The following is a 24,180-nucleotide window of genomic DNA, read 5'->3' as shown; positions in this document are numbered from 1 at the left end:
ACACTGTAAATTACTATCTTTTTAAGTGATAGAAAAGATATACCTTTTATTGCTTGTCTTTATAAATATTCCAGAAGTTAAAATCGGTCATAGGAGCGTCTGTTATTCCGATATTTCGTCCCATGGTTACAATTTGCCCTCTGTGATAAGTTCCGTGAAGAATGGCATGCTGAATGTATTCATATTTTGAAAAATCACACTGAAACCATTGAGATTCTATCTTTACATTCTTTGAAAGATCATCTTCAGAGAGACTTTCCACATAATCTACCAGCTTTTGTGAATTGTTTTTAATGGCATTGAAAATATCTTCTTTGTCAGTTGTTTCTGTAGTTTTAGTAAAATCAAAATCATTTTTTTCAGAAATATGGCTCCACCAGTATTCCTGGGTCTGCCAGATATGATGTAAGGTTTTTAAGATTGTTGGAAAACTTGAAATTGTTTCCTGATTAAGCTGCTCGTCAGACTTTGTGGATAACCAGTCGATGTATTTATTGACTACCCAGTTGTTGTACTGTACGCTTTTGTTAACTAATGCTTTTAAGCTCATAATATTAGTATTTAGTTGGTTTAAAATAAGGTATTATAATCCGAAATGCCGGTTGTTATCTGTATTTTCAGGATTAATGAGAGCTTTGTTACTGTATGTTGCTGCTTCAAAATCGCTGATGTTTACAGAAAGAAAAGAAATTTCAGGTAATAATTCTGAAAGCCTCATACTAATCTCTTTTGAAAGATGGGCTTTTTGTTCCGTATTGCGTCCCTGCATAATATATCCGAACACATGCAGGAAATTTTTCTTACCTGTACCTAATCTGTAATACTGATAGGGCTGAAGTCTGACTTTAATATCATTGGGAGCAAATAGACCTGTAGCGTCAGCCGCTTTGTAGACGACATCCATTAATTCATCAGGTGTTCTTTGCTGAAGAATATCCTGTGAACAATCTATAATAAAATGAGGCATAGATTATATTTTGTGGTTTGATTTTGTGTCAGATAAAAATAATAAAAAAATGAATGGATATTGAAAATAAAAACCGTTCTGAAAAACAGAACGGTTTGAAAATGTGTATTTTTTAATTTGTAAATATCGATTTTATGGATTTGATTTTTTGATGCTGTATTGTGGTTTTACAGTATTTGTCATATCGAGAACAATATCATAAATTCCGTCTTCATTGATAGGGAAATCGTAGGCATCAAAGGCAATACTTTTATTATCATTATTCAGTCCGAGGTTGTATCCCCAGTCATTATTAAACCTGAATTTAAGATTCCCTTTATTCAGTTTATAGTTTTTAAGGAAATAAATATTCGGAGTTTTAGAATTTGTCTGTAGTGGAATATCTTTTCCCTCCCAGCCGTTAGGAGTTGCATTTCCAATGATTCCCCAGGTAAGATTATTGGTATTTCTTTTCGCAGTTTTCACCGTTCCATCCCAAAATTGGATGACAACAGTATCTATTTTTCCATTTTGATCAGGTTTAAATGTGCAGGAAAATTTTTCATCAAGCTGAAATGATGTTTTACTTAACGGTAATAAAGAGTTTCTGGGGTAACTGCCTTCTTTGAAGATCAGTTGCCCATCTGTACTATTTATGTAGAAGTTTGAATTTTCAGTAGAATAAACGCCTTCCAGTTTTTTTAAATCCTCCGCACTCACTTTTGCAATAGCTGGAATGCTATAAGGTTTATTGTACAGTATTTTTTCTACCAGCGGAGTAATAAAATCTGTGTGTGATAATTCTGAATTTGAAATTAAAACCAGACAAATATCATCTTCCAGGACTCTGTAATATCTGCTTCTGTAACCTGGCCCACCGCCATTATGACCTACCCGTTTTTTGTCAAAAACAGTTGAAATCTGAAACCCTAATCCATAATGATCCTTAAGGTAAGGAGTAAAAGCTTTATCTATCGTTTCTTTTTTCAGGATAGTATAATTCTTTAGCGCTTCATTGAACTTAAAAAGGTCTTCCACTGTAGAATACATAGCTCCTGCACCAAAAGGGTGATCGGTTTTGAAACGTAATGCCTCGTTTGACATGTTATCAGATAAAAATTCATAACCCAATGCTTTATTTTCATCAGTAACATTATTGAAGTTGAATCCACTATGATTCATTTTCAAAGGTTTCAGGATATAATCTTCAATCGCTTTATCGTAGTTCATGCCAGTAACTTTCTTAATGATATAGCTGAGAATATAATACCCGGAATTGGAGTAATCCCAATCTTTACCGGGGGAAAAATTCAAAGGTTTTGCAGAAATATATTTTAAAAATGTTTCTTCATCTACAGTATACTCAGAATTTGTATCATTGGGAATTCCTGATGTATGGGAAAGCAAATGGGCAAGAGTAATGCTGTCGCCTTTTGGAAAATCCGGATAGTATTTCGAAAGCTTGTCATTCAAAGATAATTTTCCCTCTTCTTCCAGCTGAAAAATAACGGTGGCAGTGAACATTTTTGTGGTAGAGAAAACCCGATAAAGGCTGTTATTGGTATTTTTCTCTTTTTTAGAAGCATTTCTATAGCCGTAGCTTTTTTCAAAAATAATCTTTCCTTTTTCTGCAATTAGAACTGAACCACTAAACAAACCGGCCTTTTCATACGTTGAGAATACCTGTTCCAGCTGTTTGGATTTTTGAGAAAAAAGAGGTCCGGCTGCAAGTAATAAAATAAAGCACGTTACAATAGATTTCATTTAATTTTTTTTTAATAAGACACTTTTAGGTGTTATAATATTACATGGAATTTCAAAAATGTTTTGTTCTTTATTGTGTTTTTATTAATGGTCAATTTACACATAAAGCATATCTTGTATTTTAATCCCACATTTTTTTATTTCATCAGCTATGTCGTAAGCTTTAGTTATAGTGATCCAGTTTACAATTCTGGTTTCGTTGCCATTTTGTATAAAAACAATAGAATACGTAGACTCACTTATTGAAAAATGATAGCGGACACCAAATTTATACTTTTCTACCTGAAAGTCTTTTATCTGAACGTGATCAATTTCCTTTTTCAGATAGATTCTGGGACTTGTAAACAACTTGTTTTTATATCGGACTGTTATTTGTTCGGGTTCAATAGTGAGAATTGTTTTTCCAAAGGTATTCCACAGCCAGATATACAGAAATAGGATAAAAAAAGCAGCAAACGGAATGACGGTTGAAATATAGTTTAAAACAATATAAAACCCTTCCGCCTGCATGCTCATAAGGGGAATAATAATCAGAATAATAAAAGAGAGTATAAATAAACCCAGCCCCAATATAAAAGTTACCGCCCAATTGGGTTTGTTTTTTATTTCAATGATAGCCGGCATATCTGATAGATTACTGTGAATGTTTTCTTTCATACAATTTTGTTTTCTCAAGTCCGAAATTGTTTATGTCCATAGGTGAATAATCTTCTTTCCAGTCTGGAAGTTGGTTGTAAAGCTGATCGGCCAGCTTTACGATTCCGGGTGTTACAGTATAATCAAATTCATAGCTTTTCCTATCGGTAATAATTTCCAGCCCGGATTGTTTTCTTTTACTGAATGGTGATGGAATGCGGAAAGAATATATTGAAATAATTTCATCCCACAGTATCAATTCTGTTGAGTTTTTTTGTTTAAAATAAAACCCTTCGTCTGTGTATTGAAAGATCCCGTCATCATCATGCAGTTTGTCCATTTCTTTTTCAATCGAATCATAATCTTCTTTTTCAACGGGAGAATAAAGTTTTGCTATCGAAAATACAATAACAGCAAAGCACAGAAAAATAACAGCAAATGTAATTTTTTTGTCGTCAAAAATAGGATAGTTATAAAGGGTTAGAATTAAGACAAGACAGGTGACGGCAATTATTTTTTTCATGGCTGTAGATTAGTTAGTTTTATTTTTTGCTTTTTAATTGAAAAACATTTCCTTCCGGATCAGTTCCGTCACAGAGCCAGAAAGGGTAGTCCTCAAAAGTTTTGATCTCTTTCATCTGAATGTTTTTTGAGACCAGTTCATTTCTTGCAGATTCTATATCAATATCAATTTCAAAAACGAGTTTGGTATTATTGTCGAAAAGATGTCCGGCTTCTATTTTTTCAAGATACTGGTCTCCTATTTTATGTAATCCGATATGGGCACCTCCGGCATCAAGCAAAACCCAGATTGGATCTTCCTCAATCACTTTCAGATTAAAATAATCCACATAAAAGTTCCTGAGCAACTGCACGTTTTTTACATACAGAATAATAGTTTCAAGCTGGGCATTCATGTCCTGACTGTTTTAAGTTTAAGCTTCGTAAATAATTTGTACCACACCGGATTTAAAAACATTAGTAGCTACCAGTTTTAAATTTAATTTTTCCTTTAAATCTTCAAAAAGTGGTTTTCCTTTTCCTAAGGCAATCGGATGAACAGATATCCTGTAGGTATCAATCAGATTATGCTGGATAAATGTTTTAATAAGACTTGCTCCTCCATACAGCCAGATGTCTTTTCCACCCTGTTTTTTTATTTCAGAAACTTTTTCTAAAATATCAGAACTGATGAAAACGGCATTTTCATCTTCTCTGTTTTGACTGGAAAACACAAATTTATTTTTTGAATGAATGGCTTCCCAGAGTTTTTGTTCTTCCGGACCTGCATTTTCTTCCGGCTGATAATTTCCCCATGCATCATAGCTTACTCTTCCGTAAAAAATGGTGTCTATCCCTGTCAGAAACCCATCAAAATCCATATCATCATCCATGATACACCAATCTGTTTCTCCATTGGGACCTTCAATAAATCCGTCTAATGTAGTGGCAAGGTCTAATATTACTTTTTTCATTTTATAATACGTATTGAATATTTTGAAATACCATGAAAGATAGGGATATTTTACCTTTTTTATGGCGGAATGAAATCACTTTATTTTATTTTTCAGACTCTGTAACTCCTATCATCACTCCAAAATTTCCGTCTTTCTGAATCCAGTTTTTTGCCGGGAGATAGGTTCTTGAAACATACCCATCAAGATAAAGAGCATCTTTACAGCCTAAATTTTTGAAAAACTGTGCTAGGGTATAAAAACTGACTTCTTTCTTAGACATCGCAAAAATGAGTTCTCCGTTTTCCAGAATTCCTACGCCGTTTCTGATGTTCAGATTTTTAGAATTTTCCTGAAAGATCGGGTTGATGTTTCCATTTGTTATCAGCATTGGCCCGGATTGGGTAGAATATCTGATGTTTTTACTTTGCCTGTATTTTTTAGTTTCAACAATTCCTGCCCGTTTGTTTTGGGTTAAATAAAATATTCCGTTAGGTTGAAGATAAAAGTTTCCGACGCCCTTCAGTGTGTCTATAGGTTTTAGGGTGTTAAAATTTTCAATATACAGACCTTTCGGAGCGTTGCCGGTCTCAAACATTCCTCCGTTCATAGCGAATACTAATTTTTCTTTTCTAGACCGAACATCAAGATTAAGATGATCAATACTTTTCAGGAGTTCCCCTTTATTATTTTTCCAATACAATTGTATATTGTGTTTCTCAGGATTCACCTGATAAATAATAAAACGAGTATCATCCTTTACTTTTTCTTTACAACAAAAGCTAGAGAAGAGCAGCAGTGAAAGGAGAAAGTAACGGATTGATTTTATATTACATCTCTTGTTTTTTATTTCGAGAGTTTTGGTCATAATGTAGTTTTCAAAACAAATATATTGCTTTCTGCTTATTCATTAAGGCGGTTTTATGGTATTTCACCGTTGATGTTTCTTGCGTAAAATAATTAAAGCAATCAGAAACATGACGATCACAAATGTTGAAATATAAATGATTATTTTGTACCTGCTATTTTGTTGAATAAGCGTAACTATTTCTTTTTTTTGTTCATTGATTTTTCGATCGGATTGATTAAAATCATCCACAACCAAATCCGTAAGTTCAGCATGATTGGATGCATTGGAGCTTTCAGCTAATTTTTTATATTCAGTACTTAAAGATTTCAGCTCCTTTAATTCTTCCGAAGAAAGCTGATCCACCCTTTTTTGTAGAAAACATTGACTGGAGTAGAGGAGTCCGGTATCTTTTTCATCATAAGCGAAAATTAAATATTTCCCTTTTTCTGTGAAAAGAACATCACAAGAATGCAGCGGAGACCCGAAAAGAGTAGCACTCTGTGTATAAAATTCATTGTAGTAATCTGACTTGTAGATCTTATTGATTTTTACTTTGCTTAGAATATTTTGGGCAGTTTTGAATCCCGCAGGAACTTCTGTGACATCATATACTTCACCGATAAAAACAAAATCTGCGTTTTCAAAGGAAGACTTCAGAGTGGGCTCACCATTGCATTTGCAGGCAAGAATCTTCACAGAAAATAATAACAGGGAGAATAAAAAAAGTCTGAATTTCATGAAAATATTTTAAGGAACCTTATGACTGCAAAAATAAATATTGAAGTTTTTATTGCTTGTGTGCGGGTTGATAATTTTAGATAAACTTTCATTTATTGGCTTTATAAGCTTCTATATTTGAGGTTTATAGCTTCTTGTAGTGTGATTACGTTTTATTTGTCATATTTATCATAGAGAAAAGTGAGAGTTTCTTTACTCTTTACAATAATTTCAGACTTTTTATTAGGAATCCAAGAGATATTTTGAATAAAATATTTTGCTTTTTCTTCAAATTCTTTAGCGAATTTTTGATTATAAGGATTATGAAAAGTTGAATGCACCTTTAAATTTTTTATTTTACCTTTTCTGGTTAATATAAATTCAATATCAGTATGTGAATAGAGGTCTCCCTCTTTTCTATGTATATAATTAGCCGGATAGGTAAAATCTTTGAAATAATCCCCTCTATATCTATCAATGTATTCATCTACATTTTTTGCCAGAGGATAAATGGAGTGATTTCTATCACATTCATTCCCGGGAAAAATTTTATAAATGTTTTTTGTAATATATATTTTTTCAGCTTCTTCTCTTTTTTTCTCAATAAAATTTGAACCATACAATTTTTCAATTTCTTTATTCATGAGATCACCGTAACAAAACTGTTTTTCATAAGGTACAGTACAAAATATTCCTTGAGGAGTAGTTTTGATTTTATACTTTTTTAATAGTTGGTTCAATTCTTTATCACTGTCAAACATTTCTACCATTCCTTTTGGAATTACATATGTCAGCTTCCCAAGCTTAATTTCCTCAAGAGCTAATTGGGTCTCTGCAGTACAGATTGAATCCCATATTTTGTCTTGTTCTATTTGATATTTTTTAATTTCAATGCTATCCATTTGTGCATGTACACTCATGAATAGCATTAGAAATAATAGGGATAAAAGAAAATTTTTATAATTCATGGTTAAGGTTATAATTTTATTATTTAAAATGAATGAGCATCTTCCAAATAATGATCATTGATATTTCCATCAAATTCATTTGAAAGAATATTCCCTAACCTGTATCTGAATTTTGTTTTAAAATTACCACTTAATCGAGGCTCAAATACAGTTGCAATTTCTTTTGGCTTTAAAACGAAAAATTTAATACCTGTTCCACAAGTATATTTTCTGAAATTATATATTTTTTTCCATTGATAATTTTTATCTAAAGCTTCCAGCTCTAATATCACATTGTTACCAAAACCAATTACACGCTCCTTCCCTTCCATGTTATAAATGGTAACAGGAAATCCATCATAATAAGTCATAATGAATGGGATCTCTTTTGAGAGCTTTAAGCCTACAGATAAACTATCCATTTTAGCATTATAGTCTGCATTTGATATTTTTGTAGTATCAATATCGGTTATAGTTAATGGTGTTTTTTGGGAGGTATCTACAAAAATTCGGAGATCTTTATACTGACGCTCATTAAGTTCTTTATTAAGAGCTATGAAATCACTATTTTTATAATTTCTTTCTAAGATTTTATTATGTAATTCATTATCAGTATATTTAAGGTTAATGTTTTTTTGAGGATGACCTATATACTGTATTTGCTTATATCTGAAAAAATTGATGTCTTCAGTTTTTTCTAGAGTAATGCTATTTAAATCTTTTTCGTAAATATATTTAGGATAGATTATTTCCTGTGACCATAAAAAGCAGGAGAAAAAAACAAGATAAACTGTTATACATTTTTTCATTCGGTTAAAAGTTTTTTTATAAAATAATAAAACCGTCCTTATAACGGAACGGCTTTACATATATTGTTAACGTACACTTAGCGGTAAGGCATATTGATTTCTTCAATTTTTGCTCTCAAATCTCCAATGGTGTAGGCTTCTGGGTTGCATTGGATTTCAGGAATATTATGGGCCGATAGGAAATCATTTAAATCATCACAGTTTTGCAGAATATTAAATTCTTTGTTTTCTAAATCTAAAACAATTCCTTTGGTTTTTCCATTGATGGAATAAGTAAGAGGACTTAATGCTCCTAAAAATGCCTTCGACCATAAACCTTTCATGTTTTCTTCAAAATAAATAAATCTCCCATAGTTCAAAACTCTACAAAACCTTGAATATTGGTCGGGGTCATATCCATTGTCTTTCTTGTTGGTATATTTTCGATAGGTCTGAAAATACATTTCTCCTTTATGCGAAACGGCTAAGGGAATTCTCACTCTTTTATTTTTTTCTTTAAAGTAAAAGAATGCTTTTTCCGGCAGATCAAGAGAATCACATTTTTCACAGGCTTTGAAATATACTTCTTCGGTGGACGACGGTTTTTTGTTTAAAACATCTTCCAGGGTCATATAAAGGCCTTCGGTATAGATTGATATTGTTTTTCCTGTGCAACTGTAAGATTGAAAATGCAAAACAGGAAAGTTAAAATATAAAGTTTCATGGTTCTTTTTTGAGTGGCTAAATTACAAATAAGTGAGCAGGGAAAATAGTCTAAGAAATAATTTATTCTGTATCATTGTAAGAATTGACTTTATAAATCAGTTGGAACTTTACAGTACCTTTCTTTGAATTGGGATATTTTTCTTTGTTTACCTGCTTTTCAAATTCTTTCATAATTTCCAGATCCAGATCATCCTTAACGGCAAATTGAATTTCGTTTTTCTTTTCTCCCAATTCAAATTGAACCATTACTTTTCCTTCATTTTTAGAATTTTTAAATAAACTTTCAAAAATTTTATTCGTTTTTTCCATAACAGACTTCATATCTTCAACCGAAGAGTTGGCCTGTAATTCCGGATCACTGCTTAACAATATTACTTTTTCAAGTTTGGTTTCTTTGTTTCCTTTATCGGTAATATAAACTTCATTTCCATTTTGATACGTTTTGAAAGTACCATTCGTTTTATATGTTCCGTTGTCAATAGGGTTATGGTAAGCATTTTTATTAGGAATCTCATCCAGCCAGAATAACTTCATACTTTTTTTCAGAGAGTTTAAAATATACAGATGGTTTTCGGTCTGCAGCACAAACAAGGGTTCTTCAATATCAAATGAAATGGTTGACCAGTAATATTTCAATTCATCTTCATTGGCTTTTCGTATCTGAAATTTTCCGTAAACTTCTTTTTTTACTTCATCCCAAATCTTTTTGGAGTCCTTTAGGTTCTTGGACATTTTTCCTTCTATTTCCATATCGTCAATATGAAAAATGACACTATCCGGAATACTTTTTAAGCTTTCAAGATTTTTAAACCTTTTCCAAAGCGTTGGACCTATGATTAAGTTATCTCCCAACAGATCATCATTGGTCATATTCTTAAGGCTTTCAGTGAGTAGTTTTTTTGCTTTTTCATTTATTTTGTCATCAGCATAATTATAAACCACTCCATTAGGAATGGTTATTTTCTCTGTGACTTGTGCTTTGGCTGAGCTTACGATGAATAATAAGAGTAGAAGGATTTTTATTTTCATGAGTTGTTTTTCATGGGCATAAAGTACAAAAATTGTGCTTTATATTTTTTCTGATGGTAATGTTGTGTTGCAGATATTATTTTCTAAACTGCAAAGTCTGAATAGCCTTTAAAAGTTCAATCTGACTTTTCTTTTTTAGGTTTGTCCCGTATAAATTGAAACGGATTTTTCCTAAGGATCCAGTCTTAATGCTGTCAATATAAACTCCTGTCATTCCTTTTCCAACTTGTTTTGGCTCTAATATTTTTGCCCTGTACCCATCAATTTTTTTATAGGTTATTTTACTTTTGATGAAATCCTCCGGATTTGCACTTGCATTGATGATCATAAATGCGGTAGTGTCAGCCTCTGGATTTACTTTTAAAAGTTCGTTTAAATCTTTTCTGCTAATAATTGCATCTGTAGGTTCTTCCAATGAGCTTGAATAAGGCCCATAATCATAAAAAACAGAATCGTTATTTTTTGTGATGATGATTCCGGCATTGCTATCGTAAGCATCCGTTTTTAATTTGTTCCAGGTCTTGGGAGTCTGAATTTTAAAACTGCCAAAGTCCATTGATTTCGTTTTTTGTGAATGCTCAGAACAACTTAGTATAATAAAAGAAATTATAATGAATAAGGATATTTTTTTCATGGTTAGTTATTGTTAACATCAGAAATTTAGCTTCACTTTTTGTACTTCTGCTGTATTAGGTTGATCTATTTTGTTTGGTAAAACCCAATCTACATAAAGTTCTTTATTCTCAACATATATACTATCAATACAATAATGGGGAAAAAGGCTTGAACAATTTTTCCAGTGTTCTCCCAGGAATTGTTTCTTCTTTCCAGTAATATTTTCTGCAACTAATTTATAAGGGAGAGAGTCTGTTTCATAGATAACAATGCCGTTTACTTTATCATAAGCCAGAGTATTTTCATATAACTTGACCTCGTTATTGTTAAATGGCAAAATTAAATCTGTCCAGGTATCACTTCCGTTGGAATGCCTGAGACACATATATTGATCATTACTCCATTGTAATAGTGTTTTATGATCAAGGTAATTGTTACTAATGGACTTTGAAGAATGATAAGTTTTTTTTCCATCACTCCAACGCAAAAAAGAGGTTGAATCTGTTGCTTTAATGAGTTCAAATGTGTGCGTAGAATTAATTGTCTCAATTTTGTCTGATGAATGACAGCCAAGGATGACAGCGCAAAAGAATAATAAGAAGAGAGATTTCATGGTTTTTATTAGTACTCAAATCTACACATAAATGTTAGAATAGTAATATTAAGAATAAAAATAAAATACCGTTCTGAAAAACAGAACGGTATGGTAAAATTTCTAAATGTTTTTATTTGCAAATTAAACACTCGCTGCCCCTTTCAATTGTATTGCACCAGGTGGATTTTCTGACAATATACGACTTGGGATTAACTTCGTTTCTGACCTTTTCTAACTGTGATTCAGCTTCAGCTTTTGAAAGATATCCCATCAGAACCGTTCTGAATGAACCCTCTTTTTTTATAATATTTGAATTAGGATTGATCTTAATTGCTTTTTCAAGATTGATATTGGCCCCGCCTATATCATTGTTGCCTGCTGCTATAATAAACCATTCTGCATTATTGCTTGATAAAGGGGTCAAAAATAATTCTACTTTTCTTTTGTTTTCTTCAGTTTGTTTTATTTGTTGGGGAGTTGGGTTAGCAATTGCTGAATCTTTTTTTAAGTTATTCTGCGCCTCTATATAGTCGTCATACTCCTGTTTAATAGTTTCATAATAATTGGTCCAGGATTTTTTCATGTCACCGCTTGGGGCAACTATAGAAAGGTATTTTGCAAGCTGAAGCCTTACCAGCGGGCGGTCTTCGTTTTTAACATCATTTACGTACTTATCAAAATATTCAAGTTCTTTAATATCCTGATCCCTCTCTTTAAAGAGATCCGTTACAATTAAAGTGACAGTACTGATAGCAAGAGTAATGATCACCCATTTGAAGTAGTTTAAAAAATTCTCAAGCTTATCAGGGGCTAGAGTTCCTTTTTTTATCAGATAATATACTATAAAAATAGATAGTAAACCTATCACAATAAAGAAAAGGTACAGATAGAATGAGACGGTTCCGGTATTTGATAACATAGTATGAGTTTTTATGGTTAGTAAATTTTCTGATCATGTGTTGTTTCACATATTTCAATAACCAAAATTACCAAGCATAAGCTTACCTGTCAATAACCCTTTTGTGGTAGATTACATAAAAAAAACCATTCTGGTTTTCAGAACGGTTTTGAATGAAACTGTTTTTCAGTCATTATTTTCTTTTTTCCTTTTAGAGTACTTCTTCAGATAAAGCACCGGAATTTTTCAGCTCTTAACAGTTGATCTTCATTTAAAATAAAGGCTCTCCATTGAGGTCAGTTGTCAGTACTTCACTCATGTAATCAAAAAAGGGACGCATTGCCAATAAGGTAAGAAGGACCTCCTTTTGAAAATTGCTCGACAAAACCTCCTTATCTGTAAATTTCCGCATTACCAGGAATTGCTTTTTTCTGATTAAATCTATGGCCGGATGATTTTTATCAAAACCACGAGGTGCTGTTTTTACAGCGTCACCTTTGAGTTCTCCAAAATATTTTACAAAGGTTTTGTCAGAGATTATTTTTTCAATTTCTGTGCTGCTGATTTCGAATTCTTTACGGATACGGAGCAAATCCTTTGCTTCCGGTCCCCAGAATCCGCCGCCTACAAAACTGTTGCCCGGTTCCAGCTGAATATAATATCCGCCTCTCAGCATGGGTTTCGAGCGGGAGTATCCAACTCCGAAATTGGTTTTATACGGTGTTTGGTCTTTTGAAAAACGAACGTCTTTGTAAATTCTGAAAATATGGATTCCTTTCAGGTTATCAAATTCCTGAAGTTCGGTATAGATCTGATTAAAAAAAACTTTGTTTTCTTTTACAATCGAGTCGTATTCAGATTTGTGATTGGCAAACCATTCCCGATTGTTGTTTTCTTTTAAATGGGTGAGAAAATCCAGTGCTTTTTTCATGTTGTATAAATGTTTTTACCTCTAATCAAGGAGTTGTAAAAATGTTTTAACTTCTGGTATTTTATTTACCAGAGCAGAAAACAGCTTTTTAGCTATCCTATTTTTTTGTTCCAGAATGAGCTTGTATCAATTTTCTTTTTTTCAGAATGATAAATAGAAAAAATGTCACTTACAATTCCTTTTGATAAATTGCCGCCCCAGAATATAATATCATTGCCATACATTGAAAGAACAGTTTCTTCATGATCCAGTATTAAAAATCGATGTCCTAAATAAGGGATAATTGGAGGTACATTTTGGTTCTTAATAACATCTTCCGTCACGCGGTTGGCTTCCATGATCCATTCAATTCTTGCTTTCATTACAGGGATGTCATCAGGATAAGAATAAAATATAGGACCAAAATCAAATTCTCCTTCCCCTCCATTATTATCTATTCCCGGTTTGTCTAGGCCATTCATCGTTCTATAATAGTTTTTTAATGACTCTGGAAAGGTGATGTTCAGTTGGTTCTGGAAATCTTCTAATTCAGACTCTGACAATCCTTTTTTCCATTTACTTCCTTCCTGAATCTGAAATCCCCAGCATTCCATCAGGTCTACTTTCTGCCAATATTTTTCACTTTTCTTTTTTATCCATTGAAAGCTTGAAATTGAATTATCCAGTTTTTTATATTGTCTTTTTTTCATTTATAAAAGAATTTATTTAATTCTATTCAGAGTTATTACATTTTGATGACCACCAATTGCTTCAAAAGCTTCATTTTGATGTTGTGTTTCTGACCATCCTTTTTTAGCGAGTTCAGTTCTGATTTCCTCCTCAGATTTATCTTTTAAGATATGATAGAATGTGAAATCAATTACTTCCGTAGGTACTCTATCAATGACATATTTTGTGAGTATAGAGACTAGTTTAAGGTAAGCAAAAATACCTGTTAGTCCGAGTTGTATAATCCATTTAATAATCCATCCAACCCAACCTAAATTTATTTTGTTTACTGTAAAACCGTGTAAAAATCTTATTAGTAAAAAATTCCAAAATCCAATTCTTTCAAGGTTATTGGTATTCAGAATTATTTGATATTGAAAATATTCGCTTGAAATGGTGGTTAGCATAATCATTCCTCCAACCAGATATAACAGCTTCTTGAGATCAGTATAATTTGAAAATTTAATTAAATACTTCATCACAAAAACAAGAGCTGTTGCTACAAGAAATTCAAATAATCCAATAAAGTATAGCCCTTTTACCGAAAGCCATGCTACCAGAAAACCAATGACCAAAGAAATGCCTACACCACCTATAATTGGGAGTGTTATATTCGGCGTTTTTGTTTTTATTGGTTGTGGTAATGTTTCAGGGATTATATAGTCATCCCAATTTTTTTTCTTTTCTACTTCCTTTTCAATTTCTTTTAGAGCCTGATTATCGAAAGTTTTTAATATTTCCTGATAAGCATAAATAAATAGTTTAACTCTTTTAGAGTTTTTTCCGTTATCCCATATTTCGTTACCCAGAGATTCACTTTTTACAGAAATGGAACCTTTATTATAATGGGCGGTAATAATTTCTGTCCACCGATTGCTCATCCAGCTTGTCTCTTTATATTTTGCTTCTATAGAGTGATCATCTTTATACACTACATCCCAGTGCAGTTTTTCAAATGCTTTTTCTGCGATGGCAATGAAAAGTGTTTCGTTGACAAATGTTCTGAATTCCTCTTTATATTTAGGTGTAAAACCAATGCTGTGTTTTCGGGATATTGTTTCTTCGTAGTTTCTAAAAATGTCTTCCATTTGTAGTTTCAGGTATTGTTATTGGTTTAAGTTTTTTATAGATAAATTTTAATAAAAGATAATCTATTCTCTGGTGCCTGAAGACATGAAATATTAATTCATGTTCTTTAATTGTCAACTATTGTTCGTATTCTCTGCTAATTTTTGTTTCAGTTCTTCAGTGATCAAATTATTTTCTATCAGGTAATGAGTCACTATTTTCAGAAAATACCCGGATTCTTTTAAATAATCTTTATCAAGGAGGCCATGTTCCTTTGTTTCTAAATAGATTTTTGCTCTGTGGATGAATATTCCGGCCCCTTCAAATTTTTTGCTGATGAAGAGTGTGCCAATCAGGGAGATGTAAGAAACAAATTTATATTCACTGTGGTTTCTACGTAAATATTGAGGCGGCATTTTTTTGTTCATCTCCTGAAAGTATGATATGATTCCAATGTCTTTCAGATATTTTTCCCGTTCAATCATCAACGAGTCATCCACTATTTCTCCATCCAGATCCATTTCGAGATCATAATAACCGATAGGCTCTAAATTTTCAAGATAAATATCGTTTTCTACATACAGACCTATTCTTGCTCTGACAATTGGCCCGCTGTATCGCTGCTCAATAAGGTATTGATATCCATCAAATAGAAGGGTAATTTCATGGAGAGCAAAACCTCCTATAAGTTCTTCAGAATCTTTTGAGAGTATCTTGTGAAGAGTATCAAATGCTTTCTTTTCTAGATCAAATGTTTTAACTCTTTCGGTCAGTAATGTTTTAAGCTCCTGAGCTGTCATATTGCAGTTATTAGCCCTCAAATCTACGAATTAGAATGCTATTTTTGTTGTATATAATAAAAATGAGCTCTGAAGTAAGGGAAAGAGTTTATTCTAAAGGAAATGTTTTTATTTTGTTGGCATAGAGTCGGTGGAGTTGAGTATCAATAGTTTTTTATTTCCAATTTCTACTATTCACAATTTCTTTCGCAACTTCATCTACTTCTTGAATCATCTCATTTTTTGTTGGAGAAGTCGCAATCCGGATTATTTCATTTTTGATAATAGGACTTTGAGTTATTGGACCAAAAATAGTAATAATCCAATATTTCCATACTTCATCTTCGTTGCTTTTTACAATGGCAAGTAACTCTGTTGTAATTTTATCATGGATGCTTTCTAAATATTCTGAAACAGGTTTTGCAACGGGCCAGTTAAAATCTTGCAGCCATTCAAGTAAATTCGGAATAATTTCTTTGAGATCCTCGTAGGAATAGTTTTTTAGTTTTTCAGCTGCAGATAAATCACCTTTGTTTTTTGGAATTAAATCTTCAATATTTTCAATCATTTTTAGCTGTTTTTTAATGTGTCGTTGTCAGTTAGGAGCTTTAAAAAAAATATCCGCCCACTAATTTTACAAATACCTCTCTGTCTCCAATTTTATATATCGTCAATATACTTCCGTCTGAAAGTTGTTTCATTTTTTGACTAAATTCGGCTCTGGGTCCAGATTTTATTAATTTATCAAGTTGTTGCAAAACTTCTCCAGGTGTTAAAACACAAATTGCCGTTTCTTCACTTTTCCCATCGCCGCTTTTTTCTATTGTTTGAATGATTAAGTCCTTTTGCTTAGAGCAAAGTTCTTTTTTTTGCTTTTCATCAAGTGCTTGATAAATATTCATCATATCATCCAGTAGATTTTTATTGAGAGGATTGATAGCATATTTTGATTCTGCTTCAGAGACCATTTTTTCTGCTTTACTTTTTGACAGTCTTTTTTGAGCGGGTTTCCAGAATGTGCCGGATTCACTGTTATAATTTCCAATGGTGTAATCAATTTTCATGAATTTACTTCCGTAATAAAGTTGGTTCAGTTGCTCCTGTGTCAATTCAGAAGGGGTTACTTTGAATACATCCAGAAGCTTATGAAAATTTTCCTGTGGATTTTCGGTGACATTCTTTTTGATCAGATCCGTATTTATCTGTGTATAGAATATCTGAAAAATTAAAACTAAAATACCTGAAGTAATATATTTTCTCATTGTTTTTATGATTTGAATTTCGTGATTGTTTGTTTTATAAAAATAAATATATGTAAAGTTAGATGAATATGGGAGAGGGTAAATTATTTGAGGTTGGAAAGGGTGAAAAAGTATGGCCAATTAAATTAAAAACTTATTATCTGTAAATCTTAATCTGCTGTAAAACCCCTTTCTCATTTTTAAAACTAAAAATGTAGTTCCCAGGTCGTACTCTGGATAGATCTATCGTTTTATTATAATAGGCAAAGCCCCTGCTGACCACCTCTCCAGCTGTGGAGTAAACCGTATATTCAAACTGATTGCTGTTATTTTTATTGCTGATGATAAAACCATCTTTGGATGTATTGGTATAGACTTTTGTTTCCAATATTCGGTCGTCATTGGTTGTATTTGCGAGTACGTTTTCGCTAATATCTGCCACTTGTATGCTTTTAATAGCTGATTTGGTTACAGACGTTGTACTTCCACCGATGATATATAGTTTATTGTTATATACTTCTGCGGCAGCGTGCCTTCTGGGAATCATATTGGATGATAACTGATGAAACTTATTCGTTGTGGTATCAAAATAGGCCAGAAAAGTCTGATTATTATACCCTCCTGCTATAAAAATCTTATCACCGGATACGGCTAATGAATGTCCGGATATCCCGGCGGGCATCGTAAACTGATCGGTCCAGCGATCAGTGTTAAGGTCGTAGACGTTGATCAGACGGGATGAGGTACCGTTGAAACCACCAATGACATACAGCTTATCATTCACAATTTTACCCCTTGTTTCTCTGGCTGTAGGCATATCCGGTAATGGGTGCCAGGTATCAGAAGCAATATCATAATATTGAAATCTATTAGAAAATTTAGTGGTTGCAGCACCGTTTAGTCCGCTGCCACCGAACACATATATTTTGCCGTTATGGATGGCAGAACCTGCATTTCCTGTGTAGGAACGGTTAACAGCCCCCTTCGTTATTTTATTGGTTTCAAGGTCTACAATTTCAAGATGGCTGTTTCCCCAACCGTTAAAAATATAAATTTTATTATTGTAAGTCTCCGAGTTAGCAAATTTTTTGGAAAGCAGAGAAGAATTGAAAACACTCCATTTGTTATCCGTAATATTATATTTTTCAATATAATTGGCGTTACCGCTGTTTTCCTGGTACCCATTGCTCACATATATATTATCATTCACTATTACACTGCTTGTGGCACCTCTGCCTACAGACATATTGGCGAGATTTTTAAAATTAAGCGTTTGTGCCTGGGTGAGCAGTGAGCCCAAAAATGAGAGGAATAATAATTTTGTTTTCAATGGTAATAAGATTTAGTTTTATAGGCTTAGAATTCAGGGGTTATAAGGTTGTGCAAAAATACATCAGGATTTTCCTTCATTGATATATTCCAGATAATCTTGTTCTAAATTATTAATCTCTTCAATTAAAAAATCGTAAATATTTCCTTCAAATACTTCATAATCTTCCTCGTCGTATTTGTCATACTCAATTTTTATGATTCCGTTGTCGGTATAGGCCCTGTAGAGATTTCCGCTGCGTTTGAAAAATAGTTGTCCCAATGGTTTTTCTTTATACTCAAGGGCTTCGTGGTGCTTTTCTTCAAAACCCATCCATGAAGGCATTTCTTCATCCTGAGAAAGTCCAAACACAAAAAAGCCATACCCGAATTTCCAGCTCGGAAGAACATCAAATTCATTGGGCCGTTTCCAGATCTCTTCTCTGACTTCAAAAAGTAAGGATCCAAATGTGGTCAGAAAATCCTTAACATCTTCGCTGAAGGTAAAACCTGTGCTTTCTTCATATTTTCTGATTTGTTCCTGGGTTGCAGGGTTTGCTACGGAGCCCATCACAAAAAAATCATCATTTAATTTCTTTTTTCTGTCCCAGAATTCTTCTTTAGTTGCCATATTTTGCTTTGGTTTTACGTCATCAACAGTCGTCAGATCGTTATTGAAACAAATATAAGAGAAAGTTTGGGGATAAAAATAGGATAGCTGGCGGATTTTATTTTATTTGCACAGAGCCAGCAGGCAGGGAAGAGTAGGGGAAATAGAAACTTTTTGAAACAGAAAGTTTAAAAAATCACAAGAACCCACCACACCCCTATTGATAACCTTCAGTTCTCGCCTCCTGCCTCCCGCTTACTGCCTATAGCTTACTGCTTACTGCCTCCAAATCCCGCTTCCTTCTCCTTTCAAGAATCAGTTGTGCAGCATCCAGCATTTTAGTAAGGTGAATGTAGGGAATCACGAGGTTTCTTTCTGGCGGGTTTTCATACATTCCCATAGAGAAATAGGTGATGCCGGACATAAAATAATCAAACTCTTTGATGCTGTATTCTTTGAAGGCTTTTTTGAAGACCAGCACAGGATTCTGGTATTCCTCCACAGAAAGCAGGCCGAGAACCAGCGGAGAAGGATTTTCCTGAGTTTGAACGTCCAGTTTTTTCCCTTCCAGATGAATGAGGTAGCCGGCACGCACAAAAGACTGTACCGACTGATGAAACTGAAAGATCACAGACGGCTCTTCGCTGATCCATCTGTTTCTCTTTACAGCGCAGCTCATAATGCTGTGGAGTTTCTTTTTGCAGGCAGCCAGATCATTGAACTGGAAAAAATTTTCTATCAGCTGCAACACTGAGCGCTTCTTGCCAGTAACCCCAGTATTGGGATCAAGCTGTGTTTTATTCTTTTTCATGTGTTTTTGTAATTGGTTTTTTTTCATCATGTATGGTTGTATTAGATGGGGGCACAGTGCTTTGTGCATCATGAATAGATCATGATCCCATTGCAGGCTGAACTGTATGGATTCTTCTGTGCTGGATACTGTTTGTTTTCTGTTAATGGTTTTTTAGAGGTTGTAAAGGAGGAAGCCCAAACCATGCCGGGCTTCCTGCCCATACCAACCAAAATATATGACAGAATTGTGTTTTTTCTGAAAGCCTGTGGCCGCAATGGATTGTACACCCCATTGTAACATGTCATGATACTTTATGTGATACAGCGGGCTTAGAAAAGATGTTGTAGAAAAGCAGAACAGCATGAAAATAAAACGGCATGGGACTCTACAATATCCGAACAGAGGTACTGGTATACCGTGCACACAGATAAGAGAACCCACGCCTAGGTCGTGAGCTTCCTGCTTATCGTCTCGTATGCTAAAAATTACCAGTTTTCTGTTCGAGATTCTAAGCAATAGCTTCTATATTTCTTTGAAGTATCGCAAAGCTACTTTATTGTAACTTATTCTACAAATGTAATAAAAAAACAACAATGCTGGCATATATCCCCATAAGATTTATTTTTTATAAATGCAATTTGCTTGAAAACATAGTATTAATGGATTTTCACGAGGACCTGCAAATTTTGATCGGAAAGCGTATTTCTGAAATTAGAATGAAAAATAATCAAACTCAACAAGATTTGGAATTTTTAACAGGCATTGATTCAGCAGAAGTAAGTAAATATGAAAAAGGGAAAAGGAATCTAACCTTAAAAACTATGATAAAATTTGCTGTAGCATTACAAGTTCATCCAAAAGAACTTTTTGATTTTGATTTTGATATCAATAGATATAAGAATGAAGAATAAAGAAAATCCCGACGAGAGTTGGGATTTTTTTATTGAACTAAGGTTGGATACTTTGGATAGTAGGGTAACATCTTTTTAGCGTAGTCATTATTTAAAATTTGGCTTTGAACCAATTTCAGGAGTTTTTATTTCAGGCTCATTGTATATCTCTCTAAAAAAGCAAGATTCTAAGCAATAGCTTCTATATTTCGTTGAAGTATCGCAAAGCTACATTTATTGTAGCTTATTGTACAAATATAATATATTTTCCCATATATGGTAATATATTACCATGAAATATTTGATTGAAATTCCAAAATTGCTATTAATTATAAAATTAATGGATAGCAAAGACGTTTTAAAATTGTATATGCAGTGTTTTTCTGAGCATCTTAAAGAGATCAGGAAGGAAAAATACACTTCTATGGATGCTGTTGCACAAAATTCGGTTTTTGATTCCAGTAATTATAACAAATATGAAAATGGTAAAGGAAATCCGACGATTGAAACCATTCTTAAAATGGCTTCAGCATTTAAAATTCCACCAAAAGAACTATTTGATTTTGATTTCGATATAGAAAAGTATAAAATTGATGAATAATCTTCACAATAGTTGGGATTTATGTTCCATCCAAATTCAGTAGACATATCAGCATGTTTTAAAGAAAATATTTTATTTCACTTTAAAATATAATATTAATTTGTTTAAGATAATTTTATATGTAAAATCATTTTTTTTGTTAAAATACAAATAATTTATAACTAATGATTGATGAAAATTTGAAGAAAGCTATTAGAGATAATAAACTTGTTCTCTTTATAGGTGCAGGAGCTTCGATACCTTTGAACCATCCTTCTTGGAAAAGTTTGGTTTCTGGAATTTTAGATGATTTAAATTCAGATTTTTCTGAAGATTCATCTTTAAATTTTATTAATTTAAAACGTTCCTTAATTGATAATACCAAAAGCCCCTTAGAAATTTTAAATAAAATAGAAAATGATTCGGATAGTGGGGGGATATATAAAACCAGAGCGAAGGAATATGTTCATAAAGTATTAAATAAAATTAATACTGAAAGTTCTTTATATTCTGATGTACACAAATTACTTTGGGAATTGTCTTCAAAGATTGTGACTACAAATTATGATCAAATTATTGAGGCTAATAGCCCCGATGATCGTACAATTGATGTTTTTGGAAATGAAAATGTCTTTATGTCCTTAAAAGCTCAAAAAGATAACGCTAAATTTTTATATAAAATCCATGGTGATTTTAAAAATCCAGAAACAATAGTCTTATTTGAAAGTGATTATAAATCAATATATTCACAAAACAACCCTAATGAAGATGCTTTAAGTACATTTTTTAAAAATAATACTCTTTTATTTTTAGGGTTTAGTCTTTCAGATCCGTTTATAAATGAACTTTTTACTAAAATAAAAAATCTATACAACAATCATACGATTGCAAATCATTTTATTTTTTCTACAACTGATACTGGAGATTTTTCGAAGTATGATGTAAAGAAAATTTTTATTAATAATTGGAGTGATTCTTTAATTACTTATCTGAATGCACTTATTCAAGAAAAGTTTAAAGAACAAGATATAATTATTGATGATATAAACGCTAATAAATCAGATGTGAAAGATGATAATATCGAGAATTTAACCATTTTAATAAAAAATAAAATTGATGAACTTAAAAATGATCCAGGTAATAAGTCATTGGCATCTGAAATGCATGATATAAGATCAAAAATTGATCAACTTATATATGGCGATTTAGATTATCTCAAAACTTTTGATAAAGAGTATAAAAATACTCATCTTCAGATGCTTTTTGATTCAATATATGCCACAGAAAAATTATCAAAGGAAACCATTGATGAAATTAATAGAATTAGAAATGATCATGAAAATCATCAATGGTTTGAAAGGTGTCAATTAATAAGTGCAATTACTTGTAGTTTATTTATATTCAATAAAGCAGATGAAAAAAAGATTTCATTGTTAGTGGATTTTATTAATGATAATGAAGATAATGTATGGGAAAGAGCGATTACTTATTTAGTAATGATTCTAAATCACTTAGGAAATAAATGGTTAAGGTTTGATCCAATTAAGAGAAAGATTAAGTCTCTAACTTTAAACAACAAAGTGCAAGATGCATGTCAACAGATAGTTGAATATATTTTAATTTTTGGTATTGGTAAATTTAATTTTGCAGAGAAAGTTTTTGAAAATCAATATTTTATGGATAATCCTTATAATTACTTTTTACCTTTTTTTAAAAAAGATAATCCACTATTTGATAATATTTACGATAATTATGATGGTGAGGATATTGAAAAATTTATTGATTTACTAGAAAGATCTCCTTATCCTGATTCATTTAAATACATTATATGTAACACTAAATCTAAAAAGATTGGAATTGAAGATAATGAAGATCATACTCTAATCAGAAAAAATGCTAAAGAACACCTTAATATTAACGGTAATTATTACCCTTATGCTGGATATATCCAAGAATTTGTTAGTTTTATTAAGAACTTTCCAGCACTACAACATAAGAATTTGATAGATATACAGTTAAAAATAACATCAACACCTTTAAAAGATTATCTTTTAAGTGAAAAAGAAAAATTCCGTGTTTTAGGAATTCATTTTCATAAAGAAAAAAATTGGGGACAAGCTATAATTAATTTTGAGAAATATCTTCAACTTAGTCCAGAAGACTTAGCTATATCTGATAATCTGGTAAATTGTTACTTAAGTAATAAAGAAATTGGAAAAGCAAAGGATCTTTCTACTATGATTAGACAGAAATATCCAAAATATACACACAATCTAAATCGCTTAGCAAGTATTTATTTTTCCCAGAAATCATATCAAAAAGCATTGGATATTTATGATGAAAGTATTAATTCAACTGATAAAAATGCGAATTCCCATTACGAAAAGTCAGTTGTATTTATTGAAATGGGTAAGTATGCAGATGCTTTAAAGTCTATTCAAAATGCAGAAAAACAAAATTTTGAACCTAAATCAAGATTATATAATGTTTATGGTGTAATTTATCAACATTTGAAATTTACTGACGAGGCAATAGAAGCGTTTACCAAGGCGATAGCTCTAGATCAAAGTAATCCGATTTATTATTCAAATCGTTCTAATCTGTATTCAGAAATCAATAATTATGACAAAGCGCTTGAGGATATTAATGAAGCAATAAGTTTAACTGATGATGAAACATTAATATTTACAAAGGTTTATTATCTAATATATTTAAATCAGTTTGAATTAGCATTTTCGCAATTAACAAAAGCAAGAGTTAAAAATGCAAACTATTATAATACACTTGCAAATTATTACCGATTAAAAGGAGAATATGATTTGGCTTTTTCAACAATTGAAAAAGCAATTAGTTTAGAGAATCATCATACTGTTAAAGGGACGAAAGCCGCAATTTATGGTAGTATTGGTGATGATGTAAGCTTTTATAAACATCTGGATGAAATTTTAAAAGAGGGAATATTAGCATCTAAATTTTTACCTGATATTAAAGAAAAATATAAGCATAAAAAAGAGTTTAAAGATATTTTACAGAAATATAATCAAGTTATATAAAAACCGCTCTACAAAAAGTAGAACGATTAGCATATTAATTGACCATTTGCACTCTGCCTTTTTATTTTACCTTACTTATCCGGTTCCAGAATATTCTTTTGTGGTTCTAAACCCATCCGAAGCTATATAAAACCCATCCGTTGGGGTTCACCAACCGGAAATTTGGCGTTGCAAACCTATCAGGAGAAGCTGAAGACCTTGAAGGAGTATTTCAGAACTCCAAGATATGGTTTCTAGACCTCAGCTGAGATATG

The 24,180-nt window shown here is 32.2% G+C and carries 29 protein-coding genes; 4 read left to right on the top strand and 25 right to left on the bottom strand.

The window, feature by feature from the left end; translation table 11 throughout:
* Positions 1-46: 46 nt before the first annotated feature.
* The 25 genes from KIK00_RS12300 to KIK00_RS12180 all read right to left on the bottom strand — a co-directional run bounded on the left by KIK00_RS12300 (position 47) and on the right by KIK00_RS12180 (position 19,421).
* Positions 47-550, bottom strand: a complete 504-nt coding sequence (locus KIK00_RS12300; protein WP_047425589.1) for a DinB family protein — start codon at positions 548-550, stop codon at positions 47-49.
* A gap of 33 nt (positions 551-583) precedes the next feature.
* The gene (locus KIK00_RS12295; RefSeq protein WP_255812701.1) at positions 584-967 is read right to left on the bottom strand and encodes a 5-carboxymethyl-2-hydroxymuconate Delta-isomerase; all 384 of its coding nucleotides are present in this window, start codon (positions 965-967) and stop codon (positions 584-586) included.
* A gap of 132 nt (positions 968-1,099) precedes the next feature.
* Entirely contained in the window at positions 1,100-2,710 is a 1,611-nt protein-coding gene (locus KIK00_RS12290; RefSeq protein ID WP_255812700.1) for a serine hydrolase, read from the bottom strand.
* Positions 2,711-2,806: 96 nt separating this feature from the next.
* Entirely contained in the window at positions 2,807-3,367 is a 561-nt protein-coding gene (locus tag KIK00_RS12285; protein WP_255812699.1) for a hypothetical protein, read from the bottom strand.
* Positions 3,345-3,869 carry a hypothetical protein gene (locus KIK00_RS12280; protein WP_255812698.1) on the bottom strand — a complete coding sequence of 175 codons (525 nt, stop codon included), beginning with the start codon at positions 3,867-3,869 and terminating at the stop codon, positions 3,345-3,347. The genes KIK00_RS12285 and KIK00_RS12280 overlap by 23 nt, the downstream gene beginning before the upstream one ends.
* 19 nt (positions 3,870-3,888) lie before the next feature.
* Positions 3,889-4,263 (bottom strand): VOC family protein, encoded by a 375-nt coding sequence (locus KIK00_RS12275; RefSeq protein ID WP_255812697.1) that lies wholly within the window; start codon positions 4,261-4,263, stop codon positions 3,889-3,891.
* 18 nt (positions 4,264-4,281) lie between these two features.
* The gene (locus KIK00_RS12270; RefSeq protein WP_255812696.1) at positions 4,282-4,821 is read right to left on the bottom strand and encodes a dihydrofolate reductase family protein; all 540 of its coding nucleotides are present in this window, start codon (positions 4,819-4,821) and stop codon (positions 4,282-4,284) included.
* 85 nt (positions 4,822-4,906) lie between these two features.
* Positions 4,907-5,668, bottom strand: a complete 762-nt coding sequence (locus tag KIK00_RS12265) for a phosphodiester glycosidase family protein (protein WP_255812695.1) — start codon at positions 5,666-5,668, stop codon at positions 4,907-4,909.
* Between the two features lie 63 nt (positions 5,669-5,731).
* Entirely contained in the window at positions 5,732-6,388 is a 657-nt protein-coding gene (locus KIK00_RS12260; RefSeq protein WP_255812694.1) for a hypothetical protein, read from the bottom strand.
* A gap of 152 nt (positions 6,389-6,540) precedes the next feature.
* Positions 6,541-7,287, bottom strand: a complete 747-nt coding sequence (locus tag KIK00_RS12255) for an energy transducer TonB (protein ID WP_255812693.1) — start codon at positions 7,285-7,287, stop codon at positions 6,541-6,543.
* A gap of 71 nt (positions 7,288-7,358) precedes the next feature.
* On the bottom strand, positions 7,359-8,123 hold the full coding sequence (locus KIK00_RS12250; protein ID WP_255812692.1) for a hypothetical protein: 765 nt from the start codon (positions 8,121-8,123) through the stop codon (positions 7,359-7,361).
* A 77-nt stretch (positions 8,124-8,200) separates the two neighbouring features.
* On the bottom strand, positions 8,201-8,734 hold the full coding sequence (locus KIK00_RS12245) for a hypothetical protein (RefSeq protein WP_255812691.1): 534 nt from the start codon (positions 8,732-8,734) through the stop codon (positions 8,201-8,203).
* A gap of 154 nt (positions 8,735-8,888) precedes the next feature.
* Positions 8,889-9,857: a hypothetical protein gene (locus KIK00_RS12240; RefSeq protein ID WP_255812690.1), complete on the bottom strand. Its 969-nt coding sequence runs from the start codon at positions 9,855-9,857 to the stop codon at positions 8,889-8,891.
* A gap of 76 nt (positions 9,858-9,933) precedes the next feature.
* Complete coding sequence (locus tag KIK00_RS12235) at positions 9,934-10,413, bottom strand: hypothetical protein (RefSeq protein WP_255812689.1); 480 nt, start codon at positions 10,411-10,413, stop codon at positions 9,934-9,936.
* Between the two features lie 96 nt (positions 10,414-10,509).
* On the bottom strand, positions 10,510-11,085 hold the full coding sequence (locus KIK00_RS12230; protein WP_255812688.1) for a hypothetical protein: 576 nt from the start codon (positions 11,083-11,085) through the stop codon (positions 10,510-10,512).
* A 112-nt stretch (positions 11,086-11,197) separates the two neighbouring features.
* Positions 11,198-11,986: a hypothetical protein gene (locus tag KIK00_RS12225; protein WP_255812687.1), complete on the bottom strand. Its 789-nt coding sequence runs from the start codon at positions 11,984-11,986 to the stop codon at positions 11,198-11,200.
* Positions 11,987-12,236: 250 nt separating this feature from the next.
* Positions 12,237-12,896 carry a DUF2461 domain-containing protein gene (locus KIK00_RS12220; protein WP_255812686.1) on the bottom strand — a complete coding sequence of 220 codons (660 nt, stop codon included), beginning with the start codon at positions 12,894-12,896 and terminating at the stop codon, positions 12,237-12,239.
* 92 nt (positions 12,897-12,988) lie between these two features.
* Positions 12,989-13,585, bottom strand: coding sequence for an SMI1/KNR4 family protein (locus tag KIK00_RS12215; RefSeq protein WP_255812685.1), 597 nt, complete (start codon positions 13,583-13,585; stop codon positions 12,989-12,991).
* A gap of 12 nt (positions 13,586-13,597) precedes the next feature.
* Positions 13,598-14,692: a hypothetical protein gene (locus KIK00_RS12210; protein WP_255812684.1), complete on the bottom strand. Its 1,095-nt coding sequence runs from the start codon at positions 14,690-14,692 to the stop codon at positions 13,598-13,600.
* A 114-nt stretch (positions 14,693-14,806) separates the two neighbouring features.
* Positions 14,807-15,472: a hypothetical protein gene (locus KIK00_RS12205; RefSeq protein ID WP_255812683.1), complete on the bottom strand. Its 666-nt coding sequence runs from the start codon at positions 15,470-15,472 to the stop codon at positions 14,807-14,809.
* A 154-nt stretch (positions 15,473-15,626) separates the two neighbouring features.
* Positions 15,627-16,019, bottom strand: coding sequence for a DUF5071 domain-containing protein (locus KIK00_RS12200; protein WP_255812682.1), 393 nt, complete (start codon positions 16,017-16,019; stop codon positions 15,627-15,629).
* 40 nt (positions 16,020-16,059) lie between these two features.
* Complete coding sequence (locus KIK00_RS12195) at positions 16,060-16,713, bottom strand: DUF4919 domain-containing protein (protein ID WP_255812681.1); 654 nt, start codon at positions 16,711-16,713, stop codon at positions 16,060-16,062.
* 136 nt (positions 16,714-16,849) lie between these two features.
* Positions 16,850-18,022 carry a T9SS C-terminal target domain-containing protein gene (locus KIK00_RS12190; protein ID WP_255812680.1) on the bottom strand — a complete coding sequence of 391 codons (1,173 nt, stop codon included), beginning with the start codon at positions 18,020-18,022 and terminating at the stop codon, positions 16,850-16,852.
* Between the two features lie 63 nt (positions 18,023-18,085).
* Positions 18,086-18,631, bottom strand: coding sequence for a hypothetical protein (locus KIK00_RS12185; RefSeq protein ID WP_255812679.1), 546 nt, complete (start codon positions 18,629-18,631; stop codon positions 18,086-18,088).
* Between the two features lie 241 nt (positions 18,632-18,872).
* Positions 18,873-19,421, bottom strand: a complete 549-nt coding sequence (locus tag KIK00_RS12180) for a hypothetical protein (RefSeq protein ID WP_255812678.1) — start codon at positions 19,419-19,421, stop codon at positions 18,873-18,875.
* A gap of 81 nt (positions 19,422-19,502) precedes the next feature.
* On the opposite strand from KIK00_RS12180, the gene KIK00_RS12175 reads away from it, so the two are divergent.
* From KIK00_RS12175 to KIK00_RS12160, 4 genes are all read left to right on the top strand, one after another.
* Entirely contained in the window at positions 19,503-19,700 is a 198-nt protein-coding gene (locus tag KIK00_RS12175) for a hypothetical protein (protein ID WP_255812677.1), read from the top strand.
* Between the two features lie 362 nt (positions 19,701-20,062).
* On the top strand, positions 20,063-20,314 hold the full coding sequence (locus tag KIK00_RS12170) for a helix-turn-helix domain-containing protein (RefSeq protein WP_255812676.1): 252 nt from the start codon (positions 20,063-20,065) through the stop codon (positions 20,312-20,314).
* 319 nt (positions 20,315-20,633) lie between these two features.
* Positions 20,634-20,894: a helix-turn-helix domain-containing protein gene (locus KIK00_RS12165; protein ID WP_255812675.1), complete on the top strand. Its 261-nt coding sequence runs from the start codon at positions 20,634-20,636 to the stop codon at positions 20,892-20,894.
* Between the two features lie 164 nt (positions 20,895-21,058).
* Positions 21,059-23,926, top strand: coding sequence for an SIR2 family protein (locus KIK00_RS12160; RefSeq protein WP_255812674.1), 2,868 nt, complete (start codon positions 21,059-21,061; stop codon positions 23,924-23,926).
* The last annotated feature ends 254 nt before the right edge of the window (positions 23,927-24,180 follow it).

Origin of the sequence: Chryseobacterium sp. MA9 (assembly GCF_024399315.1) — a bacterium.
Taxonomy (GTDB): domain Bacteria; phylum Bacteroidota; class Bacteroidia; order Flavobacteriales; family Weeksellaceae; genus Chryseobacterium.
Note: the sequence above shows the minus strand (reverse complement) of the source record. Positions and strands in the feature narration are given on the sequence as shown.